The organism is Xanthomonas arboricola pv. populi (assembly GCF_002939945.1).
In the GTDB taxonomy this organism is placed as follows: domain Bacteria; phylum Pseudomonadota; class Gammaproteobacteria; order Xanthomonadales; family Xanthomonadaceae; genus Xanthomonas; species Xanthomonas arboricola_A.
Map to the genome: position 1 here is coordinate 47,018 of NZ_MDEB01000006.1, position 21,283 is coordinate 68,300.

Here is a 21,283-nt window from a genome sequence, read left to right on the forward strand (position 1 = left end):
GGAGCGGCCAGCAACGCTGGCGCGCGTGCATCGGGTGGGTAAGGATGGCGTGCGCAAACCGAGGCGGACGAGCGGGACGCATCGCATCTGGCAGTGGCCGCCCAGGCAGCGTTGCGCGGCGCCGCGATCCATCGTCGTACTCAGTTCGACCAGCCGCCATCGATGATATGGGTCTGGCCGGTGGTGAACGCCGATTCGTCCGAGGCCAGATACACCACCAGCTGCGCGATCTCGCGTGGGTCTCCCAGGCGGCCCATCGGCTGGCGGTCGGTGAAGCTCTTCCACACCGCCTGTTCGTCGCCGCCCAGCGCCTTGACGCGCTGGCCCAGCGACGGCGTCTTGATGGTACCCGGGCAGATCGCGTTGCAACGCACGCCCTGGGCCACGTAATCGGCGGCGATGGCCTTGCTCAGGCCGATCACGGCCGCCTTGGTCACGCCGTAGACGAAGCGGTTCGGCACGCCCTTGATGCTGGAGGCCACCGAGGACATGTTGATGATGCTGCCGCGGCCGCGTTCGAGCATGCCCGGCAGCACCGCCTTGCAGGTGTAGTACATCGCATCGACATTGATCGAGAACGAGCGGCGCCAGGCCGGCTCGTCGCAATCGAGGATGCTGCCCTGGTGCACGAAGCCGGCGCAGTTGAACAACACATCGAACGGGCCGTGCTCAGCGACCAGCGCGGCAATCGCCGATGCGTCGGTGACATCCAGCAGCTGGGTGGTGATGGCCTCCGATTCGGTCGCCAGCGCCTGCAAGGCAGCGGTGTCGATATCGGTGGCGATCACCTGCGCACCGGCGCGTGCGCAGGCCAGCGCGCTTTCGCGGCCGATGCCGGCGCCGGCGGCGGTGATCAGGCAGCGCTTGCCATGCAGGCGATCGTTGGGAGTGGGGGAGAGCGAGACAGTCATACCGAAGAGGTTCCGTGGGTGGGGGCCGCCGGCCGTGGCAGACGATAGAACGTGCGTGCGTTGTCGCCGAACACCGCTTTGGCATGGCCGTCGGCATGTGTGGCGACCAGGTGTTGTGCGATCTGCAGCCACTGCGCGTATTCGGCGCGCTTGGTCAGCACCGGCCAGTCGCTGCCCCACAGCACACGCTGCGGGCCGAAGCGTGCGAACAGATGCGCGACATACGGCTCCAGCGCCTCCACGCCGGCGCCGCGCGCCGCTTCGGTCAGCAGGCCGGAGAGTTTGCAGTGCACATTGGGATGCTGCGCCAGCGCGGCCATGCCGGCCGCCCAGGCGACGAATTCACCCGCGGCGATCTGCGGCTTGCCGCCGTGATCGACGACCACGCGCAGCTGCGGATGGCGCTTCAGGCGTGCCTGCAGTGCCGGCACATGCACGCTGCGGATCAAGGCGTCGAAGGCCAGGTCGTGCGCGAGCAGGGCGTCGAAGGCGGCATCCAGCCCGGGCTGGGCCAGCCATTGCGCATCGGCGATGTCCTGCACCATCGGGCGCAGGCCCTTGAGCACGCCGCCACCGGCCTGCACCAGCGCATCGATGCGCGCGGCGGCATCGGGCGCGGCGAAATCGACCCAGCCGACTACGCCGGCAATGCGCGCATCGGCGCGCGCCAGCTCGAACAGGTAGCGCGTTTCGGCTTCGGTCGCGGCGGCCTGCACCACCACCACGCCATCGACATCGGCCGCGTCCAGCGCCTGGCCGATATCGGCGGGGCCGAAGTCGCGATACAACGGCGCCAGCGCGGGCGTCAGCCAGTGGTAATCGCCACGGGCCAGCTGCCAGAAATGCAGATGCGCGTCGATACGGCTCATGGCGTGGGCAGGTCCGCGTCGAGCAGGCCGTCATCGCGCAGGCGCTGCCACAGCGCCGGCGGAATCGCCGCCTGCAGGCGCGTGGCGGCCGAGTGCACCTCGGCCACCGTGCGCATGCCGGCCACCACCGTGGTCACCGCCGGGTGCGCCAGCGGGAACTGCAACGCCGCCGCGCCGATATCCACCTCGAACGCCGCGCAGGCCGCGTACAGGCGCTGCGCGTGCCGCAGGGTGGCGGCGTCGACCGGGGCATAGTTGTAGGTCGCGCCGGGGCCGCGTGCGTCGCTGAGCAGGCCGGAGCTGTACGGGCCGGCAGACAGGATCGCCACGTTGCGCTGCTGCGCCTGCGCAAGCAGCGCGCGTGCGCCGTGCTGTTCCAGCAGCGTGTAGCGGCCGGCCAGCATCACGCAGTCGAGCGGAAAGCGTGGCAGCACCTCCAGCGCCACGTCCTGTTCGTTGACGCCCAGCCCGATCGCCCCGCAGGCGCCGGCCGCCTTCAGCTCCGCCATCGCCGGCAAGGCCTCCTCCAAGGCCTGGCGCAGGACGTTGGCATGGTTGTCGCCGTGGGTCAGCGCACCGATGTCGTGCAACAGCAGCACGTCGATGTAGTCCGTGCCCAGGCGCTCCAGGCTGGAGGCGAACGCGCGCCGCACGCCGTCGGCGCTGTAGTCGAACTCGGAGCGGCGGCCCGCCACCGCAAAGCCGTCGCGCCCGGCGGCAGCCTGCGCGTCGTCGTAGAGGCAGCGTCCGACCTTGGTCGACAGCGTGTAGGCGGCGCGCGGCACACCGGCCAGGCCACGGCCCAGGCGCGTCTCGCTCAACCCGTAGCCGTAGTACGGCGCGGTGTCGAAATGGCGGATGCCGGCCTCGAATGCGGCCGCCACGGCAGCCAGCGCCTGGGCCTCATCGACCTCGGCATACAGATTGCCGATCGGCGCGGCGCCAAACCCCAGTGCCGAGAGCTGCACGTCGGTACCGCCCAGACGCTGCCGCGCAACGCTCACGCGGCACGCTCCGCGCGCAGGGCGGCCGCGGGGCAGGCGCATACGGAATCTGGAAAGCAGCAGCTGGGCATCGCGACGTCCACCAGCCGGCAAGTCCCCGGCTGTTCGCATATGAATATCGCAATCATGAGTGAACAGATCACGCTGCAGTGCAGCATCGCAGGCGATGGCGGTTCAGCAGGCGCGTCAGGCAGCGCTGCGGTGGTTTCCAGCGTCCTGGCCTACACACCCCGGCTCCGGACGAGGTGAGGGCTGATCTCTGCCGGAATCCGCAGCTGTCGGGACTGCTTTCTGCAACGCCGTCTGCGCGGTAGCCTCGGTCCCCGGCGTGGGTACGCGCAGTCAACACGCACGGACGCATCCGCCTGCGCCTGCGCGACGATGCGCGTGTGGTGACATTCGAGTATTCGTTCGACGAGGGCCGGCATTGGATCCGTCACCCCACGCGCATGCAATGTCCGGGTTTCCCCACAACATGTCCCGCGGCTTCCTGAGCCAGCGGCTCGGTCTCTACGCCGCGCAGCAGGGCGTAGTGGTGCTGCGCGATTTCAGTCATCGCGCGCCGCGTCGAGCGCGGTCTTGCAGCAGGCAGCGATGCCGGCAAACGGCGGGGCCCGCGGGGACCCCGCCGCCAGACCTAGGGCGACTAACAAAATGTATCTGCGCAGTAGGTGTGATGGCCGCTCTTAGCCGCAGCAATAGCAGACGTTGCCTTGTCCCAGGTCGCCGCCGAACTCCGGACACTCGGCTTTGCAGGCCCACGCACTACACGACTCGGTTTTCGGCTGTGCGTTATCGACCGCCATCACCTGGAACGCACCGAAACCGGTACTGGCCAGGAACGTGGCCGCCATCAACGCCGTCCGCAAGGTACCCCAACGCTTCTTCATGCATTACTCCTTCACCGTTGCCAAAGCCGCTGGCGCATCCGTGCGGCGCAAGGCGGCGACCAGGTCCTGCACCTGCTCCGTGGTATCGAAGACGCCAAGACGGGAATGGCGCACGCGCCCCTGCCCATCGATGGCCATCAGCAGTGGCACGTTGCGCGCGCGAAACAGCATCAACGCGCGGCGATCGGTCAACGTGACCACCGGAAAATCGAAGCCATGCACATGCGCATAGCGCGCAGCCTGCGCCGCATCGCACTGGCAGACGCCGAGCAACTGCGGACGACCCGGCAGATTGGCCTGTAGCTGCTGCGCCGCACGCCGCACGGTGGGTGCCGAGCGCTGGCAATACGGGCAGGTGGTGGTGAAGAAGAACAGCACCTGCGCCTGTCGCTGCGGCACGCCGAGCAGATGACGTTGGCCCTGGGTATCGGTGACCGCGATGCGCGGCACGTACATGCCGTCATACGGCGCGCTGATGCGGGCCTGCAACAACTGCTGCTGCGCGCGCAACTGCTTGTTCTGCCATGCCAGCACCGCGATCAAGGCACAGGCAATCAGCAGGCCGATCCAGAGCCAGGGAAGACGTCGTGCCATGCCAGCTCCAGTAGCGTCATCAAGCCCGAGCCTTGCCCAGGCATGAGCTGATGGTCAATGGTGATATCGACAACTGCGATGTCGCGCGGTGCAGGGCTGTGGAGGCGGTCACGCCCCGGCGCTTGGGCTTGCCAGTCCTGCCTCGCCTGGCATGCATCGATTGCGCAATGCCTGCTGCCGAGCGAACGCGAGCAGTGCCGGTATCGGTCGACGCCGTCATGCAGCGTGGCTGCGAGGCACCCGCAGCAGCAGGCAGAGACGCGTTCGGCTGGCGTGTGTTGGCAACGCCGGTCACTCGACGCCACGCACGAACAGCAACTCGAGCACGTAATCCACCTGCACGCGCTCATCGCTGAGCAGCAGCGCTTCCTTGTCCATGTTGACATCGGGCTGATGCAACAACCCGATCGTGCGGTTGTCGTCGCCGAAGCTGCTGTCGCTGGCCTGTGCACTGGCGCAGCCGAGCGCGGCCAGCACAAAACTCAGCCGAGCGGGCCGCGCGGAAAAGAAAATGGCTGCATGGATCCCCTGGAGACCGGCACGCACCAACGCGCCGCAGGCGCACCGCATGCCACGCACCTGCCGATGCCGCGCAGCGCGGGCGTGCACAACATCAACCGCCCATGGCGTACAGTCGCGTGCCCCGCACACTCCAGGCCGCACGCTTCGATGCCTTCCTATCTTCCCCTGCTGGCGGTCGCCGCCTGCCTGTTGCTGCCACTGCAAGACAGCCTCGCTGCTGCGCCCGATCGCAACGCGCCTGCCGGTGTTGTCCCAACCTGCACGGCCGATGCGTACAGCAGCTGTCCGTCCTGGATGCCGTCGCAGCAGGAGATGCGCACGGTGCTTGCCGATTATTTCTGCGATGCTGCCGATCGCGGGCTGGTCCGGCCACGCGTGAGTCGCGTGGTGCGCGCGGAGACCTCGCAGATCACCTGCGCTGCCCTGGGGCCGGAAACCAATTCCAATATCGCCTGTGGAGGCGACATGCATTTCATTGGCCCGGACGGTCGCACCGATTTCCTCACCTTCAGCCCGACCATGCACCGCCAGGACGATGGGCGCTACGCGATCTATGAAGGCGAGGACGAAAACGGCAACGAGGTGTGGCACGCGCCTTCGCCGCAAAGCGCGTCGAAGGTCTGCACGGGCCAGCCATTGCGCTGACGAGCGTGCCGGAGCTGCCACCGGCGGCGTTTCTTGCGACGACGATCGGTCTGCGCTGACGGTGCGCGCAGCCAGTCGCTGCAGCGTGCTCAGTCGTCTTCGGGGGGCGGCAGCACGATGCCGTCGGCATCGATGGCGAGCTTGCCGGCCATCAGCACCGCCTGGGTGCGGTTGGTGACGCCGAGCTTGCGCAGGATCGCGGTGACGTGCGCCTTGATGGTGGCCTCGGACACGCCCAGGTCGTAGGCGATCTGCTTGTTGAGGCGCCCGGCGCCGAGCATCTGCAGCACGCGGAATTGTTGCGGGGTGAGATCGCGCAGGCGCTGGCCCACTTCGCGTTCTTCGCTGTCGGTCGGCGGCAGGTTCTGCGCTTCGGCCGGGATCCAGCGCTCGCCATCGAGCACCGTGGCCAGGGCGCGGCCGATGGTGTCCGAATCGGCGGACTTGGGGATGAACCCGAACGCGCCGTGGTCGATCGCACGCCGCATCACCGTCGGCTCTTCGCGCGCCGACACCACCACCACCGGCAGCTGCGGATGCAGCGCGCGCATGTGCACCAAGGCGCTGAATCCCTGTGCGCCCGGCATGTTGAGATCCATCAACAACAGATCGGCGTCCGGTTGCGCATCTGCCAGGGTGTACAAGGCATCCACAGTGTCGGCCTCGAACAACTGCACCCCCGGCATCACGCGCTGCACAGCCCCGCGCAAGGCCTCACGGAACAGGGGATGGTCGTCGGCGATCAGCAGGGTGGTCATTGAGGGGCTGGGAATCGGGAAGTGGGAGTGGGGAATCGGGAATCGCAAAGGCAACAGCGAAGGCAGCAAGGCAAGCAACAGCAAGACTGCGACGGCGAGGTAACGGCGAAGTCAGTGTGACGGGGTTGAAAATCAAGATCTGCAGTGGAGAGGAGTGGGCCGGGGGACCGCTTTTACGAGTCCCCAATCCGACTATTTACTGCCCGCTTCTCGGGGAACGGCTCCAACCATTCCCCATTCCCCGACGCGCGTCAGCGCGTCAGCCGTTCGCTCACCAACGAATCCACCACCGACGGATCGGCCAGGGTCGAGGTGTCGCCGAGTTGGTCGGGTGCGTTTTCGGCGATCTTGCGCAGGATGCGGCGCATGATCTTGCCCGAGCGGGTCTTGGGCAGGCCCGGTGCCCATTGCAGGTGATCGGGTGAGGCGATCGGGCCGATCTCCTTGCGCACCCAGGTCACCAGTTCCTTGTGCAGTTCCTCGCTCGGCGTTTCGCCGGCGATCAAGGTGACATAGGCATAGATGCCCTGGCCCTTGACGTCGTGCGGGAAGCCGACCACGGCCGCTTCGGCGACCTTCGGGTGCGAGACCAGCGCGCTTTCCACTTCGGCGGTGCCGATGCGGTGGCCGGATACGTTGATCACGTCGTCCACGCGGCCGGTAATCCAGTAATAGCCATCGGCATCGCGGCGGCAGCCGTCGCCGGTGAAGTAACTGCCCGGATAGGTGCGGAAGTAGGTGTCGATGAACCGCTGATGGTCGCCATAGACCGAGCGCATCTGGCCCGGCCACGAATCCAGCAACACCAGGTTGCCTTCGGTGGCGCCTTCCAGGACCTTGCCGTCGGCATCCACCAGTGCCGGCTGCACGCCGAAGAACGGCAGGGTGGCCGAGCCGGGCTTGAGATCGACCGCGCCGGCCAGCGGCGAGATCAGGATGCCGCCGGTTTCGGTCTGCCACCAGGTGTCCACGATCGGGCAGCGGCTGTCGCCGACCACCTCGTAGTACCAGCGCCAGGCTTCCGGATTGATCGGCTCGCCGACGCTGCCGAGCAGGCGCAGGCTCTTGCGCGAGGTCTTCTTGACCGGTTCCTCGCCATCGCGCATCAGCGCGCGGATCGCGGTGGGCGCGGTGTAGAAGATGCTGACCTTGTGCTTGTCGATCACTTCCCAGAAGCGCGACACGTTCGGGTAGTTCGGCACGCCTTCGAACATTACCGCAGTGGCGCCATTGGCGAGCGGGCCGTAGACGATGTAGCTATGGCCGGTGACCCAGCCCACGTCGGCGGTGCACCAGTAGATGTCGTCCTCGCGCAGGTCGAACACCACTTCGTGCGTGTAGCTGGCAAACAGCAGGTAGCCGGCGGTGGTGTGCAGCACGCCCTTGGGCTTGCCGGTGGAACCGGAGGTGTAGAGGATGAACAACGGATCTTCCGCGTTCATGCGCTCGGGCTCGCACGCGGCCGGCTGGCCGTCGACCACATCGTGGAACCAGCGATCGCGCGGTGCCTGCATCTCCACCGCACCACCGGTGTGACGCACCACCAGTACCGTTTCCACAGTGTTGGTGCCCGGCAGTTTCAGCGCCGCATCGACATTGGCCTTGAGCGGAATCTTCTTGCCGCCGCGCAGGCCTTCGTCGGCGGTGATGATCAGCTTGCTCCGGCAATCGATCACGCGGTCGGCGATCGAGTTGGCGGCAAACCCGCCGAATACCACCGAGTGCACCGCACCGATGCGCGCACAGGCGAGCATGGCCACGGCGGCATCGACAATCATCGGCAGGTAGATGGTGACCCGGTCGCCCTTCTTGACGCCGAGATTGCGCAGCGCATTGCCGAGCTTGCAGACGCGCTCATAGAGCGCGCGATAGGTGACCGGGTAGGACTGCGCATCCGGGCTGTCGGGTTCGAACAACAGCGCGGTCTTGTCGCCGCGCGTGGCCAGCTGGCGGTCCAGGCAGTTGACGCTGGCATTGAGCTCGCCATCGCCGAACCAGCGGATATGGAAATCCTCCAGCGCGTAACTGACGTCCTTCACCTGGGTGGGTTGCTTGAACCAGTCCAACCGCTGCGCAGCCTTGCCCCAGAATTGCTCGGGGTGTTCGATCGATTCGCGGTACAGCGTTGCGTACTGCTCGCGCGTAATGCGCGCATCGGCGGCGAACGCGGGATCGACGGGATAAACATCAGCCATGGCACCCTCACTTGCGATGAACTTGTCGGAAGAGGGCGCGACTGCCGCCCCGGTAGACAATCAGTGTGCCGTATCCATTCTGTCCCGGCGTTCAACCGGGCCTTAGACCTTGGTCTTAACCGCCGCGGCGCGTCATCCCCAATCCGTTGCCGGTCCTGGTGCGACGATCGGTCACCTTGCGGAATGCTGCGTTGCAGCTACGACCAAAGGCGAATAGGCGCCAAAGCGTGGACTGCCCCACGCTCCGCACAGCTCCGCCATCAAGCGCGAGGCCATATCGGGGAGGGGGTCGATGAAATACCGTACTGCACCGTTGGTACGCCATCCGCTGGCGGCTGCCTTGCTGGTGGCGAGCATCCTGCCGGGCATGGCGTTCGCGCAGACCGTCAAGGAAAAGGCGCTGGAAGCGCGCATCGCCGAGCTCGAGCGTCAGGTCCAGCTGCTGGTGTCTGCGCAACAGCAGCAGCAGGGCCAGATCACGCAGACGCAGACCCAGGTGACCGAGGTGCGTGCCGCACAGGCGCAGGCTCCCGCCGCGCCCGCGGTGCCGGCCGGCAAGCGGCCGATCCAGCTGACCAGCATCGCACCCAACGCAGCGGCGGGGACGACGTTCCGCTACGGTGGTTTCATCAAGGCCGACTTCCTGACCACCCGCACCTCCGACGGCGCATTACCCGAAGGCGCGGTGGGCCGTTACCTGTACATCCCGACCCAGACGCCGGTCGGTGGCCAGGCCTCGAGCACCGACACCGACTTCCACGCCAAGTTCTCGCGCTTCAACCTGGGCGTGGACACGGTCACCGAAAACGGCGACAAGCTCACCGGCTTCATCGAACTGGATTTCTTCGGCAACGCGCTGGCCAACCAGGTCAACAATCTGTACGGCGGTACCTTGCGCCACGCCTACGTGAGCTGGAACAACTGGCTGGCCGGCCAGACCTGGTCCAACTTCATCGATGCCACGATCCTGCCCGAGGCGGCCGACATCGTCGGGCCGACCGACGGCGCGCTGTTCAGCCGCCAGAGCCAGATCCGCTACACCCGCGGTGCCTTCAGCGTGTCGGCGGAAAATCCCGAGACGCTGACAACGCCCTACCAGGGCGGCAACACCATCCTGGCCTCCGACCACGGTGCGATGCCGGACCTGACCGCGCGCTACAACTGGAAGGGCACCTGGGGCACGTTCGGCCTGTCGGCGATCGCGCGCCAGTACCGCACGCGTAGCGCGCTCACCAACGACACCGACTTCGGCGGCGCCATCGCCGGCGGCGGCCGCTGGATCATCAACTCCAACAACGATCTGCGTTACCAGCTCAGTTACGGCGAGGGCCTGGGGCGCTATCTGGGTCTGGGCAACGGCTCGGATGTGGAGATCGACATGGACGGCAATATCCAGACCGTCAGCACGATCGCCGGCTGGGTGGCCTGGCGCCACGACTACAACGCCAAGCTGCGCAGCACGATCATGTATTCGCGCGTGAACTACGACCACGACATCGCCAATACCGGCGCGCTTGCGAGCAAATCGCAGCAGAGCATCCGCGCCAACGTGTTCTATTCGCCGCTGCCCAAGGTCGATGTGGGCGCGGAGCTGATGTACGGCCGTCGCGAAGCCGAGAACGGCGACAGCGGCGACATTTCGCGCCTGCAATTCACCACCAAGTACAGCTTCTAGTTTCTGCCACTGGCGGCTCGTTCCACTGCGGTGGGACGAGCCGCCACCGTCGTTTTACCAGCGCTCTACCAGGAGACAGACAATGACCGTCTCGAATGACGCACTGATCGCCAAGATCGATGCCAATCCGAAGTACCACGCACTCAAGCGTCAGCGCAACACGCTGGGCTGGACCCTCACCGCGCTGATGTTGCTGGCCTATTACGGCTACATCGGCCTGATCGCCTTCGACAAGGCCTTTCTGGCCAGACCGATCGGCGACGGAGTGACCTCGGTCGGCATTCCGATCGCGGTCGGGGTGATGGTCTTCACCATCGTCATCACCGCCATCTACGTGCGTCGCGCCAACAACACCTACGACCAGCTGACCGCGCAGATCCTCGAGGAAGCCCGCAAATGAGCAAGTATTCGCGCCTTCTCCTGATGCTGGCCGGGCTGATGCCGGCCGGTATCGCGCTGGCGGCCGGCGGCGACATCGGCCAGGTCGACAAGCAGCCCACCAACTGGGTGGCGATCGGCATGTTCGGCTTCTTCGTGCTGGGCACCTTGTGGATCACCAAGTGGGCGGCCAAGAAGACCAAGTCGGCTTCGGACTTCTACACCGCCGGCGGCGGCATCACCGGCTTCCAGAACGGCCTGGCGATCGCCGGCGACTTCATGTCGGCAGCCTCGTTCCTGGGCATCACCGCGGCGGTGATGGCCAATGGCTACGACGGCCTGATCTATGCGATCGGCTTTCTGGTCGGCTGGCCGATCCTGACCTTCCTGATGGCCGAACGGCTGCGCAACCTCGGCAAGTACACCTTCGCCGACGTGGCCGGCTACCGCTTCGCGCCGACCGCCATCCGCAGCTTTGCCGCGTCGGGCACGCTGGTGGTGGTGCTGTTCTATCTGATCGCACAGATGGTGGGCGCCGGTGCATTGATCAAGTTGCTGTTCGGCCTGGATTACTGGGTGGCGGTGACCCTGGTCGGCGTGCTGATGATGGTCTACGTGCTGTTCGGCGGCATGACCGCCACGACGTGGGTGCAGATCATCAAGGCGGTGCTGCTGCTGACCGGCGTGACCTTCATGGCGGTGGCGATCATGTGGCACTTCCACTTCAGCTTCGAGGCGCTGTTTGCCGAGGGCGTGCGGGTGAAGACTGCGATTGCGGCCAATGGCGGTGCCTCGCCGGAGGACGCAGCCAGGGCCGGCCTGTCGATCATGGGGCCGGGCGGTTTTGTGAAGGACCCGATCTCGGCGATCTCGTTCGGCATGGCGCTGATGTTCGGCACCGCCGGGCTGCCGCATATCCTGATGCGCTTCTTCACCGTTCCCGATGCCAAGCAGGCGCGCAAGTCGGTGCTGTGGGCCACCACCTGGATCGGCTACTTCTACATCCTGATCTTCATCATCGGCTTCGGTGCGATCGCGCTGGTGCTGACCAACCCGCAGTTCGCCGATGTCGCCACCGGCACCATTCACGGCGGCAAGGGCGCGGCCAACATGGCGGCGGTGCTGGTCGGCAATGCGGTGGGCGGCAACGTGTTCATGGGCTTCATCTCGGCGGTAGCCTTCGCCACCATCCTGGCGGTGGTCGCAGGCCTGACCCTGTCCGGGGCCTCGGCGGTGTCGCATGACCTGTATGCCACGGTGATCAAGAAGGGCAATCCGGCGCCGGGTTCGGAGCTGAAGGTCTCGCGTGCCACCACCCTGGTGCTGGGCGTGATCGCGGTGCTGCTGGGCATCGTGTTCGAGAAGCAGAACGTGGCCTTCATGGTGTCGCTGGCGTTCGCCATCGCGGCCTCTGCCAACTTCCCGGTGCTGATCCTGTCGTTGTTGTGGAAGAACTGCACCACCCGCGGTGCGGTGGTCGGTGGCTTCCTGGGCCTGATCTCCTCGCTGGTGCTGACGGTGCTGTCGCCGTCGGTGTGGGTGGACACGCTGGGCAATACCGCCGGCTCGGCGCCGTTCCCGTACACCTCGCCGGCGCTGTTCTCGATGACGATCGGTTTTGTCGGCATCTGGCTGTTCTCGATCCTGGATCGCAGCCCGCAGGCCGCCAACGAACGTGCCGCGTTCAAGGCGCAGCAGATCCGTGCCGAAACCGGCCTGGGTGCCAGTGGTGCGTCGGGTCACTGACGCACCGACCTAGCGCTGGATGTATCGCAGAACGCCGGCCTTGTGCCGGCGTTCTGCGTTCTGGGGACCGCTTGCGCTCAGTTGTCACAACACCTGCCGCCCGGGCATGTGGAGTTGCCGCGATCGGTGGCACCGACAGGGGCCGGTCGCGTTGTCGCCGCGCGGATCGCCGCGCAGGCAGGCACGCCATGCATCGCTTCGCATTGGCGCGCCCCGCTGCGCATGCGCGACAGATCGCCATCCCGCAGAAATAATTAATTCATGGGGGGTGACTAAATTGGCGGGCAAGCCGAACGCTGATCACGCGCGGCTTGGCCTCCCGCGGTATCGACCGGCTGGCGAGTGCGCTGCAAGCGAGTTCGCCGATGGCGTCGACCTGTCGGCTCTCGTCCATCCATTGCCCTTCCTGCATCTACGAACCGGAACATAGAGACCATGCCGACCACCCTCGTTCCACAGCCCCTCGCCCGTGCCTGCCGCCTGCTTGGCGCACTGACCGTGCTGGCTGCAATGCCGCAACTTGCCGCTGCATCGTGCGGCAATACCGCCCACAAGATGGCGGAAATCCTCAACGACACATTCACTGCCGACACCCTGGTCCTGGCCCATCGCGGCCTATGGGGCAAATATTCGGGCGATGCATCGCTTCCCGAAAATTCCAGTCGCGCCGTGCTCACCGCCGACGTCCAGTGCATGGACGGTGTGGAACTGGACGTCAAGATCACCCAGGACGGCATGCCGGTGCTGATGCACGATTTCAATCTCGGCCGCACCACCGACGTGTATGCAGTGGTGGGCGGAGGAAAGTACAACCCGGCAACCAATCAGGGCGCCAACCCGGCCGTCAGCAGCCTGCCGCTGGCCACGATCAAGCGGATGCATCTGCTCACCCCCGACCGTAGCGCCGTCACCGGTTGGCAGGTCTACAGCCTGGATGAGCTGTTCGCGTACTGGAAGAACAACAACATGCAGCTGCCATTGATCTTCGACGTCAAGACGGCCGATGGCGTACGCGCCGTGCATACCGCTGCGTTGCGCGCCTTCCCCAACCATCCCGAGCAAGTCGTGGCGATGAAGGTCAATGCCACGTTGTTCCCGCATCCGGCCGCATTTTTCGGCAACTCCAAGTATGTGCATGCCATCCCGGTCTACACCACCAACATGCTGTCGAGTATCGACGTGCCGGCCAGTCGGGCCGAGTGGCAGAGCTATGCACATACGCTGGAGATCAACGTCAAGCAGGACGATGGTCTGCTGCAAGGCCAGAAGAATGCGGCACGCGCAGAAGGCAAGCGCATCGGTGTCTTCCAGGCCATTCCCGATGGTCCGGTGGCCGGCAAGTTCTACAACAACAACGGCTCGTGCTGTTACACGCTGTCGGAAAAGTTCTCCTCGTATCAGGGCAAGCCCGATACCGCCGACCATCGCGGCGATCTGGGCTTCCTGATGTCGCAGCGCTTCGGACTGATCACCACCGACGATCCGAAGACCACCATGCGCGTGCTCAAGGTCAACGGCCGACGCGTATCGCATTACGCACCGTAACAGGTTGATCGTATGAGAGGTGCCCGGTGCGGAGGCGCGACCCTGCACCGGGCATTGCATGTGATTCGGTCGCCGCGATGCGACTATTTGAAGGAAAACTCATGTCAGATGTTGGAGTGGTTTCAGTGACGTCGGCAAGAATGAATGTTGGTCTGCGCTGGCTGCTGGTCGCAACGACGACTGTCACGTGTCTGGTCGCTTCGATGCTGCCCGCGTCGGCCGGCGCGATGTCCGCAGGCGATGCTGCGCCGGTCGGGCAGGACCCGCACCCAGCGCAGGACCGCGTTGCCTCGCAGATCGAGCGCGAGGTGCTGGCCGAACGTGCCAGGGCAGATGGGCTTGCCGGTGATCCGCAGGTAGCGGCCATGTTGCGCGCCGACCCCGATCCCGACACGGTGCTGGCACAGGCCGAACGCAATCGCCTGTTGCTGGATGCGACGATCACGCAGGCCCAGATCGCGCAACGCTTTGCACAGCGGCCAGGCGATTTCGACGAGTTTCGGCTCAGCCATATCTTCATTGCAGAGCAGCCCGACCACGGTGTGCGTCGTGGTCATCCATTGAGTCAGGCGCAGGCACTGGCGCGTGCGCAGGCGCTGCGTCGTCGTGCGGACGCGGGGGCGGATTTCGGTCAGCTGGCCAGCACCGAATCCGACGATGCGGCGACGGCGCACGAGGGCGGCCAGCTGTCGTCGATGTTCGGCCTGTATCTGGCCAAACCGTTCGAGGCGGCGGTACGCGCGTTGACGCTCGGTCAGGTCTCACAGCCGGTGCGGGGGCCGGGCGGGTATCACCTGATCCGCCTGGAGGAAAAGCACGTTGCGACGTTGGCCAACGTCGGCGAAATGATCGAGGCGCAGCTACGCGAAGAAGCACGTGACCGCGCCATCGCACAGCTGGTGCAGGCGCGTTCGCCCCGGTTGGAAGATGCCGCTGCATCGGGCAGTGCCTCGCAGCCTGCCGACAAGCGCGAACGTCAGGGCCTGCAATGATCCTGCATCGTGCCGCGCATGCACGCTGGCTTGTGTTGGCATGGCTCGGTGGCCTGTGCGGCTGTGACGCAACGTCATCATCGGCGCCGATGCACAACGACACCCTGGCGCATGTGACATCCGCAGCAGGCGGGGAGCCGCATGCTGCTTTAGCGATTGCATCTGGCGACAGCGCTGCGGCCCGCTACGCGCGTGCGCAACGGTATGCGCGCTGTGCACTGATGGCCGAAACGCCGCAGCCCATGACCGACCGGACGGAACTGGAGCACGTCGACAGGCTCGGCGACGCTGTTAGCGCCGGTACCGGGAACCGCTTGGACCCGCAGGCGATACAGCGCGCGGCGTGCCGTCGCGTAGGGGCCGGCGAATACGCACAGGTGGATCAACTGCTGCGTCAGTCGGCCGCCGCCGGCAATGTGGATGCGCAGATCGAGCTGCTGCGTCGGCGGGCAAACGCCGTGCTGGCGCGTCAGGCGCCTGCTGCGGCAGACGGCATGCTCGCGCCGCCGTCTGCCGCCGATCATGCCGAGGCAGAGCAGGTGCTGGCGGCGCTGGAAGACCTGGCCATGCGCGGCCATCGCGCCGCCATGCCGGTGCTCGATCAACTGCTGTCCTCGCCGCTGCCCGGCACCGCCGAACCGCTGTACGGCGACGCCTGGCGGCTGGTCGCCGAGCAACCGTTTGGGCATCCCTTGCCGGACGCACAACCGCTGCGTGGCGAGGCGATGTTCGAAGACATGGATGCACACACCGAACAGCAGGTGGTTGCACTGGCCCGCGATCTGCACGCGCACTGCTGTGCGCGTCAGGGCGCTGGCCAACAGCAGTGAGGCAGGCCTGTGCGGTTGTCGCACCGTCGTCTGCGCATCGTGACCAGCCGCTGATGGCTGGGCCCGTCTGCCGCCGCTACGCGGTCTTGTGCTGAAGCATCGCCAGCGGCGCGGTGCACTCGCCCGCGTCCGATGACCCAGCAAGCATCGCGCCACCACTCAACGGAAGTACCGCGCCTGCAACGGCAGCGTCGCCGCACCGATCGCGCAGGCGTCGGCCGGTGCTTCGGCCGGCAGCAGCACCGGCATCGGCCTGGCCTGACCGCGGCGCGGCAGGTTGTCGATCTGCACGGCCGCGATCAGGCGCTGGGCCAGATCGGCCGGCAGGCGGCCGCCGAACACGATCGCTTCCGGGTCGCATACCGCAGTGATCGCCGAAACGATCAACGACACCCCCGGCGCGCTGCGCGCGATCCAGCGCTCGATCGCCGGCCAGCTCGGGTCGTAGGCGGCCAGCAGGCTGCGCACGTCGGCAAGCACCACGCCGTCGTCGGCCAGCAGTTCGCGCAGCAGTTCCAGCGTGGCGCGTTCGAGCTTTTGCGCCGGTAGCATGCCGGCGAATTCACCGGCATTGCCGCGCGCACCGCGCATGACCTGGCCGTCGACGACCAGGCCACCGCCGAACCCGTAGCTGAGATAGAGATAGGCAAAATCGCGATGTCGACGGCCCACGCCGAGCATCGCTTCGCCGGCGGCGGCCACGCTGCCGTCGTTGTCCATCCACACCGGCTGCGCGCAGGCCTGCGCCAGCCATGGCGCCAGGGCGAACTCGCCGAGCGCGCGCAGCGGTTCGGGCGGATTGATGCGCCCGTCCTCACCGGTAAAAAACCCGCTCATCGCCAGCCCGATCCCCAGCCGTGGCCCCACCGCGTGGTCCAGGCCTGCCAGCAGCGCCGCATCGCCGGCCTGCAACTGCAGCAACACCGCGTCGGCACTGCGTGCGTCCAGGGGGAGCTCGCTGACCGCCAGTACCTGGCCGGCGAAATCCACCAGCGCCAGGCTCAGCGCGTCGGTGGCGATGGACACGCCCAAGGTGTGGCCGTGCGCCGGATTCAACGACACCGCCACGCCCGGCTTGCCGCGCCCGGCACGTGCCACGCCGCTGCCCATGTGGACCATGCCGCGCGCCTGCAGCCCTTCGATCAGGCGTACCGCCGTCTGCACGGTCAGCCCGGTGCCGCGGCTGAGGTCGGCGCGGGTGAGTACGCCGGCCAGGCGCAGGCGGTCGAGCATGTCGCGCTCGTTGAGGCTCAAGCCGGCGAAGTCCGGCGAATGCGGCGGCAATGCGACAGCGGCAGTGGACGGCATGGCGAGCGGTGGTGCGGGGGAGGCCCTAGCTTACCCGGTCGAACTGAAATAATTAATTCACAGTACGTTATTAAATTGGCGGCCTTTTCCATCTCCGGTCATCCCATGTCACGTCTGGGCACCCGTCCGTGCGCGCGCCTCCGCCTGCTGGTCCTATGCGTGAGCGCCAACCGATGCTGGCGCGGGGCATCCGCTACTGGCGGCAGGCAGCGCGTGGGCCGCACCGGTGATGTTGCATATCGCCGAAATCAACCTCGCCATGCCGGGCGCGCGCGCCCGGTCGCCAACCAGCTCGGCGTGCGCATCGCCCCACGGCCCTGAGCGCGCGCGGGCGGCGCGGTACCATTGGCGGTTTGAACCACGGTCCGCGCCACGCCATGAAGATCGCCTCCTGGAACGTCAACTCGCTCAATGTGCGCCTGCCGCACCTGCAACAGTGGCTGGGCACATTCGCACCCGACGTGGTCGGCATCCAGGAAACCAAGCTGGAAGACCACAAGTTTCCGGATGCGGCACTGGCCGCTGCCGGCTATCGCAGCGTGTTCTGCGGGCAGAAGACCTACAACGGCGTGGCGATCCTGTCGCGTTCGCCGGCGCTGGATGTGCAGATGGGCATCCCCGGTTTCGACGACGTGCAGCAGCGCGTGATCGCCGCCACCGTCGATGGCGTGCGTATCGTCAATCTGTATGTGGTCAACGGCCAGGACGTGGGCACCGACAAGTACGCCTACAAGCTGCGCTGGCTGGCCGCGGTGCACGACTGGCTGGCGCAGGAACTGCACAAGTACCCGCAGCTGGTGGTGCTGGGCGACTTCAACATCGCCCCGGATGCGCGCGATGTGCACGATCCGGCAGTGTGGAACGAGCACCACATCCTCACCTCCACCGCCGAGCGCGCCGCATTGGAACAGCTGCTGGCGCTGGGTCTGCACGATGCGTTCCGACTGCATCACGACGCCGCCGAGCAGTTCAGCTGGTGGGATTACCGTCAGGCCGGATTCCGTCGCAATCTGGGCCTGCGGATCGATCTGACCCTGGTCTCGGAGGCCTTGCGCGCACGCGCAGTGGAATCGGGTATCGATCGCGACCCGCGCACCTGGGAGCGTCCCAGCGACCATGCGCCGGCCTGGGTGCGACTGGCCGAGGCGAGCGCATGAGCGAGCGGCATCTGCGGCGTAGCACGCACAAGGTCGGCGAGGTGACGCTGGGGCCTGTGCATCGGCTGAGTTGCCACTGCGGTGCGGTGCAGATCGATCTGGACCTGCCGCACGGGCTGCTCGATCCGCGCCGTTGCGACTGTTCGATGTGCCGCCGCCGCGGCGCCATCGTCGCCTCGGTCACCCTCGATGGCCTGCATGTGTTGCAGGGCGAAGACGTGCTGCGGCTGTATCAGTTCAACACGCACGCGGCGGCGCATTACTTCTGCAGCGTGTGCGGCATCTACACGCATCATCGCCGACGCTCCAATCCCGACGAATACGGCTATAACGTCGGTTGCCTGGACGGCGTCAATCCCTACGCGTTGAACATCGCCGTGCCGGTGGAAGACGGGGTGCACCATCCGGCCGATCGTGTCGCGGCCGGCGGCTGAAACGACAACGCCCGGGCAAGCCCGGGCGTTGGATGTTCCAGCGTGGTACGCGTCTTTAGCGCACGCGACCACGCGTAAACAGGTTGACGATCGCCAGCAGGATCACCGCACCCACCAGCGACCACACGAAGGTCCACAGCGTGATGGCCTGATTGATACCGCCACCGAACAGGAAACCGGCAATCAGCGCGCCGACGATACCGACCACGATATTGAGGATGATGCCTTGCTGCGCATCGCGACGCATGATGATGCTCGCCAGCCAGCCCACGATGCCGCCGACGATCAACCAGATGATGATGCCCATGTTGCCGAACTCCTCATTCGATTGCACCGGAAGTAGTGCATGGGCGCCATTCAACGCAGATGGACGTGAAGTGACTGTCGAGCGCGATCGCACGCGCATGCGGCTGTTCTGCTTGGTGCACGCAGCGTGACGGCGCACGCAAGCTGGCAAATCGGCCCGGTGCAGCTGTGGCTGCGCCCGCACCGGCATGGCGAGCGCGGCGAACCACAGGCGCGTGAGCTGTTGGGCCAGGCGTTGACCCTGGCGCCCGCCCAGGTGCCGCTGCTGCGTGACGCGCGGGGGCGCCCTTCGCTGCAACCGGCCTTGCCCGACCGGGACACCGGCTGGAGCCATAGCGGCGACTACCTGCTGGTCGGCCTGGGGCGGGGCGTACGGCTGGGCGTGGATCTGGAGCGCATCCGCGCGCGCCCGCGTCTGCTGGAGATCGCGCAGCGATTTTTCCATGCCGACGAAATCTCACTGCTGGCCGGGCTGGAGCCGGACGCGCAGCAGGCGCTGTTTTTCCGCCTGTGGTGCGCCAAGGAAGCGCTGCTCAAGGCGTATGGGCATGGCCTGTCGTTTGGCCTGCATCGGCTTGCGTACGCAGTGGCGCCCGACGGCGCATTGCAGTTGCAGTGGTGCGACCCGGCGCTTGGCCAGGCCGCGCGATGGCAGTTGCACGAATGGTGGGCTGCGCCGGACTGCCGCGCTGCGCTGGCGTTCTATCCGTTGCCGGACGAATAGGGCGGCGATCAACTTACCGCATGTCTGCAGCGCAGCAGCGCGTTGTCTTCGAATCGGGATGCAGCACGTGCCGGCCGTGGATCTTTTGCCGTAACGGCCCGACCAACATCTCAGGCACGTTCGGGCCGCACCGCGGCGTGCGGCAAAATCGGCTGACGGAACTGCGCCACCCCATCCAGATCGCGCAAGGTCACCGTCAGCACGCCGGTGCGTGCGTCGATCTCCACTTCGCCAAAGAACTGAAATCCTGCCAGCGGCGACAGGTTCGGCGCCGGCGGGGCTTTCTGGAAGATCACCGCCGGCCCGAAGGTGGCGTCCAGCGTATTCGGGCCGAAGCTGCCGGCATTGAGCGGACCGGCCACGAATTCCCAGAACGGCTCGAACTGCTGAAACGCCGCGCGATCCGGGTGGTAGTAATGGGCAGCGCAATAATGCACATCGGCGGTCAGCCACAGCGTGTTGCGAATGCGCGCTGTGCTGATGAAACGCAGCAGCGTGGCGATCTCCTGTTCGCGTCCACGTGGCACGCCCGGATCGCCATTGGCGATCGCCTCCCAGCGCGCGCGCCCTGCGGCGTCCTGCCCATCGGGGACCTGCAGGCCGATCGGCATGTCGGCGGCGATCACCTTCCATTGCGCGCGCGAGCCGGCCAGTTCGCGTTGCAGCCAGGCCAGTTGCTGCGGGCCGAGAAATGCAGCGTCCGCGCCCGGCTGCGGCTGCAGGTTGTCGCTGTTGGCACCGCGATAGCTGCGCATGTCCAGCACGAACACATCCAGCAGCGGGCCATAGCTGATCTTGCGATAGATGCGCCCCTCGCCATCGGCACGCACGCCGCGCATCGGCGCGTATTCCAGAAATGCCTGACGCGCACGACCGGCCAGCACCCCGACATCGCGCACCTGATAGCGCGCGTCCAGTTGCTTGCCGGGCGACCAGTTGTTGGTGGTTTCGTGATCGTCCCACTGCCAGAGTTGCGCGACCTCGGCATTGAAGCGACGTACATGCGCGTCCAGCAGGTTGTAGCGGTAATTGCCGCGGAATTCGTCCAGCGTTTCGGCGACCTTGCTCTTGGCCGCGGTGGTGAGGTTGCGCCAGCGCTTGCCTTCTTCGACGACCAGCTCGGCCGGGATCGGGCCGTCGGCATAGATGGTGTCGCCGCTGTGCAGGAAGAAATCCGGGTTGCGCTCGCGCATGGCGCTGTAGATGCGCATGCCACCGATGTCCGGATTGATGCCGAAGCCCTGGCCGACGGTGTCGCCGCTCCAGACAAAGCGCACATCGCCACGCGCCTGCGGCGCACTGCGCAGATGGCCGTGCACCGGCGCGCTCAAGACGCCGTTGTCGGCATCTTCGAAGCGCACCCGGTAGAAGATGTCCTGATCGCGCGGCACTGCGCCCAGATCCACCCGCGCAGTGAAATCGTGCGCCGACCAAGCCACCGGCCCATCCACGCGACGCGCCTGGCGCAGGCTCGGGCGCGTATCCCATTCCACCCGTAGCCGCGCCGGCCGATCGCAGCGGCTCCACAGCAGCGCCCGGCCATCCACGACATCGCCGCTCTGCACTCCATCGGTGATGAGCGGCCGCCCGGACGGCGCAGCCAGACTGCGCGTGCACCAACCGGCGGTGGCCGGCAGCAACAGGCCGGCACCCAACCCTTGCAACACGCGGCGGCGGGCGGGATCGGAGGCGGTCATGGCATTCTCGAACGTCTGGCAGCGGCGCCCAGATATAGCGCCGCCGTCTTACCGGCGCGTGTCCATTGCGCTGCAAGAAGCGCTCGGCCTGTGGTGATGGATG

The 21,283-nt window shown here is 66.4% G+C and carries 21 protein-coding genes and 2 pseudogenes; 11 read left to right on the forward strand and 12 right to left on the reverse strand.

From position 1 onward, the window contains the following. Positions 1 to 140: 140 nt before the first annotated feature. Genes XaplCFBP3123_RS15505 through XaplCFBP3123_RS15520 form a run of 4 tightly spaced genes read right to left on the reverse strand, consistent with a single transcriptional unit; the run spans position 141 to position 2,996 of the window. Positions 141 to 911: an SDR family oxidoreductase gene (locus XaplCFBP3123_RS15505; RefSeq protein WP_172453304.1), complete on the reverse strand. Its 771-nt coding sequence runs from the start codon at positions 909 to 911 to the stop codon at positions 141 to 143. Next, positions 908 to 1,780, reverse strand: coding sequence for an amidohydrolase family protein (locus XaplCFBP3123_RS15510; RefSeq protein WP_172453305.1), 873 nt, complete (start codon positions 1,778 to 1,780; stop codon positions 908 to 910). Before XaplCFBP3123_RS15510 ends, XaplCFBP3123_RS15505 begins: the two co-directional genes overlap by 4 nt. Beyond that, positions 1,777 to 2,826 (reverse strand): aldo/keto reductase, encoded by a 1,050-nt coding sequence (locus tag XaplCFBP3123_RS15515; protein WP_172453306.1) that lies wholly within the window; start codon positions 2,824 to 2,826, stop codon positions 1,777 to 1,779. The genes XaplCFBP3123_RS15510 and XaplCFBP3123_RS15515 overlap by 4 nt, the downstream gene beginning before the upstream one ends. Continuing rightward, complete coding sequence (locus XaplCFBP3123_RS15520) at positions 2,781 to 2,996, reverse strand: hypothetical protein (protein ID WP_104534854.1); 216 nt, start codon at positions 2,994 to 2,996, stop codon at positions 2,781 to 2,783. Before XaplCFBP3123_RS15520 ends, XaplCFBP3123_RS15515 begins: the two co-directional genes overlap by 46 nt. A 117-nt stretch (positions 2,997 to 3,113) precedes the next feature. Here XaplCFBP3123_RS15520 and XaplCFBP3123_RS21720 point away from each other — a divergent pair. After that, a pseudogene (locus XaplCFBP3123_RS21720) lies at positions 3,114 to 3,346 on the forward strand (family 43 glycosylhydrolase); the annotation flags it as partial. A 124-nt stretch (positions 3,347 to 3,470) separates the two neighbouring features. Here the strand turns inward: XaplCFBP3123_RS21720 and XaplCFBP3123_RS15530 are convergent. The 3 genes and pseudogenes from XaplCFBP3123_RS15530 to XaplCFBP3123_RS15545 form a co-directional block, all read right to left on the reverse strand. Then, on the reverse strand, positions 3,471 to 3,674 hold the full coding sequence (locus XaplCFBP3123_RS15530) for a hypothetical protein (RefSeq protein WP_016901788.1): 204 nt from the start codon (positions 3,672 to 3,674) through the stop codon (positions 3,471 to 3,473). A 3-nt stretch (positions 3,675 to 3,677) separates the two neighbouring features. Then, positions 3,678 to 4,241, reverse strand: coding sequence for a peroxiredoxin family protein (locus tag XaplCFBP3123_RS15535; protein WP_172453324.1), 564 nt, complete (start codon positions 4,239 to 4,241; stop codon positions 3,678 to 3,680). 351 nt (positions 4,242 to 4,592) lie between these two features. Beyond that, positions 4,593 to 4,789 (reverse strand): annotated as a pseudogene (locus tag XaplCFBP3123_RS15545) (DUF4424 family protein); the annotation flags it as partial. 82 nt (positions 4,790 to 4,871) lie between these two features. On the opposite strand from XaplCFBP3123_RS15545, the gene XaplCFBP3123_RS15550 reads away from it, so the two are divergent. After that, complete coding sequence (locus tag XaplCFBP3123_RS15550) at positions 4,872 to 5,435, forward strand: hypothetical protein (RefSeq protein WP_253254220.1); 564 nt, start codon at positions 4,872 to 4,874, stop codon at positions 5,433 to 5,435. Positions 5,436 to 5,524: 89 nt separating this feature from the next. Here XaplCFBP3123_RS15550 and XaplCFBP3123_RS15555 read toward each other — a convergent pair whose 3' ends face one another. Continuing rightward, positions 5,525 to 6,193, reverse strand: a complete 669-nt coding sequence (locus XaplCFBP3123_RS15555; protein WP_104534857.1) for a response regulator transcription factor — start codon at positions 6,191 to 6,193, stop codon at positions 5,525 to 5,527. Positions 6,194 to 6,444: 251 nt separating this feature from the next. Then, a complete protein-coding gene (gene acs, locus XaplCFBP3123_RS15560; RefSeq protein WP_104534858.1) occupies positions 6,445 to 8,388 on the reverse strand; it encodes an acetate--CoA ligase in 1,944 nt (647 codons plus the stop codon). 292 nt (positions 8,389 to 8,680) lie between these two features. On the opposite strand from acs, the gene XaplCFBP3123_RS15565 reads away from it, so the two are divergent. The 6 genes from XaplCFBP3123_RS15565 to XaplCFBP3123_RS15590 all read left to right on the forward strand — a co-directional run bounded on the left by XaplCFBP3123_RS15565 (position 8,681) and on the right by XaplCFBP3123_RS15590 (position 15,554). Further along, a complete protein-coding gene (locus tag XaplCFBP3123_RS15565) occupies positions 8,681 to 10,063 on the forward strand; it encodes a DcaP family trimeric outer membrane transporter (RefSeq protein ID WP_104534859.1) in 1,383 nt (460 codons plus the stop codon). An 82-nt stretch (positions 10,064 to 10,145) separates the two neighbouring features. Continuing rightward, positions 10,146 to 10,463, forward strand: a complete 318-nt coding sequence (locus tag XaplCFBP3123_RS15570) for a DUF485 domain-containing protein (protein WP_104534860.1) — start codon at positions 10,146 to 10,148, stop codon at positions 10,461 to 10,463. Further along, a complete protein-coding gene (locus XaplCFBP3123_RS15575; RefSeq protein WP_104534861.1) occupies positions 10,460 to 12,187 on the forward strand; it encodes a cation acetate symporter in 1,728 nt (575 codons plus the stop codon). Before XaplCFBP3123_RS15570 ends, XaplCFBP3123_RS15575 begins: the two co-directional genes overlap by 4 nt. Positions 12,188 to 12,697: 510 nt before the next feature. Further along, positions 12,698 to 13,732, forward strand: coding sequence for a glycerophosphodiester phosphodiesterase family protein (locus XaplCFBP3123_RS15580; RefSeq protein ID WP_253254226.1), 1,035 nt, complete (start codon positions 12,698 to 12,700; stop codon positions 13,730 to 13,732). Positions 13,733 to 13,935: 203 nt separating this feature from the next. Then, positions 13,936 to 14,724, forward strand: a complete 789-nt coding sequence (locus XaplCFBP3123_RS15585; protein ID WP_253254221.1) for a peptidylprolyl isomerase — start codon at positions 13,936 to 13,938, stop codon at positions 14,722 to 14,724. A gap of 242 nt (positions 14,725 to 14,966) precedes the next feature. Continuing rightward, a complete protein-coding gene (locus tag XaplCFBP3123_RS15590; RefSeq protein ID WP_146091361.1) occupies positions 14,967 to 15,554 on the forward strand; it encodes a hypothetical protein in 588 nt (195 codons plus the stop codon). Between the two features lie 159 nt (positions 15,555 to 15,713). Here the strand turns inward: XaplCFBP3123_RS15590 and XaplCFBP3123_RS15595 are convergent, their stop codons facing one another. Further along, positions 15,714 to 16,862: an ROK family transcriptional regulator gene (locus tag XaplCFBP3123_RS15595; protein WP_104534865.1), complete on the reverse strand. Its 1,149-nt coding sequence runs from the start codon at positions 16,860 to 16,862 to the stop codon at positions 15,714 to 15,716. 377 nt (positions 16,863 to 17,239) lie between these two features. Between XaplCFBP3123_RS15595 and xth the strand changes: the two genes are divergently transcribed. Further along, positions 17,240 to 18,019, forward strand: a complete 780-nt coding sequence (xth, locus tag XaplCFBP3123_RS15600; RefSeq protein ID WP_104534866.1) for an exodeoxyribonuclease III — start codon at positions 17,240 to 17,242, stop codon at positions 18,017 to 18,019. After that, the gene (locus XaplCFBP3123_RS15605) at positions 18,016 to 18,453 is read left to right on the forward strand and encodes a GFA family protein (RefSeq protein ID WP_104534867.1); all 438 of its coding nucleotides are present in this window, start codon (positions 18,016 to 18,018) and stop codon (positions 18,451 to 18,453) included. The genes xth and XaplCFBP3123_RS15605 overlap by 4 nt, the downstream gene beginning before the upstream one ends. Positions 18,454 to 18,508: 55 nt before the next feature. Here XaplCFBP3123_RS15605 and XaplCFBP3123_RS15610 read toward each other — a convergent pair whose 3' ends face one another. Next, positions 18,509 to 18,760 (reverse strand): GlsB/YeaQ/YmgE family stress response membrane protein, encoded by a 252-nt coding sequence (locus tag XaplCFBP3123_RS15610; protein WP_016901812.1) that lies wholly within the window; start codon positions 18,758 to 18,760, stop codon positions 18,509 to 18,511. 126 nt (positions 18,761 to 18,886) lie between these two features. Between XaplCFBP3123_RS15610 and XaplCFBP3123_RS15615 the strand changes: the two genes are divergently transcribed. Then, entirely contained in the window at positions 18,887 to 19,483 is a 597-nt protein-coding gene (locus tag XaplCFBP3123_RS15615; RefSeq protein WP_104534868.1) for a 4'-phosphopantetheinyl transferase family protein, read from the forward strand. A 110-nt stretch (positions 19,484 to 19,593) separates the two neighbouring features. Here the strand turns inward: XaplCFBP3123_RS15615 and XaplCFBP3123_RS15620 are convergent, their stop codons facing one another. Then, positions 19,594 to 21,180, reverse strand: coding sequence for an alkaline phosphatase D family protein (locus XaplCFBP3123_RS15620; RefSeq protein WP_104534869.1), 1,587 nt, complete (start codon positions 21,178 to 21,180; stop codon positions 19,594 to 19,596). Between the last annotated feature and the right edge of the window lie 103 nt (positions 21,181 to 21,283).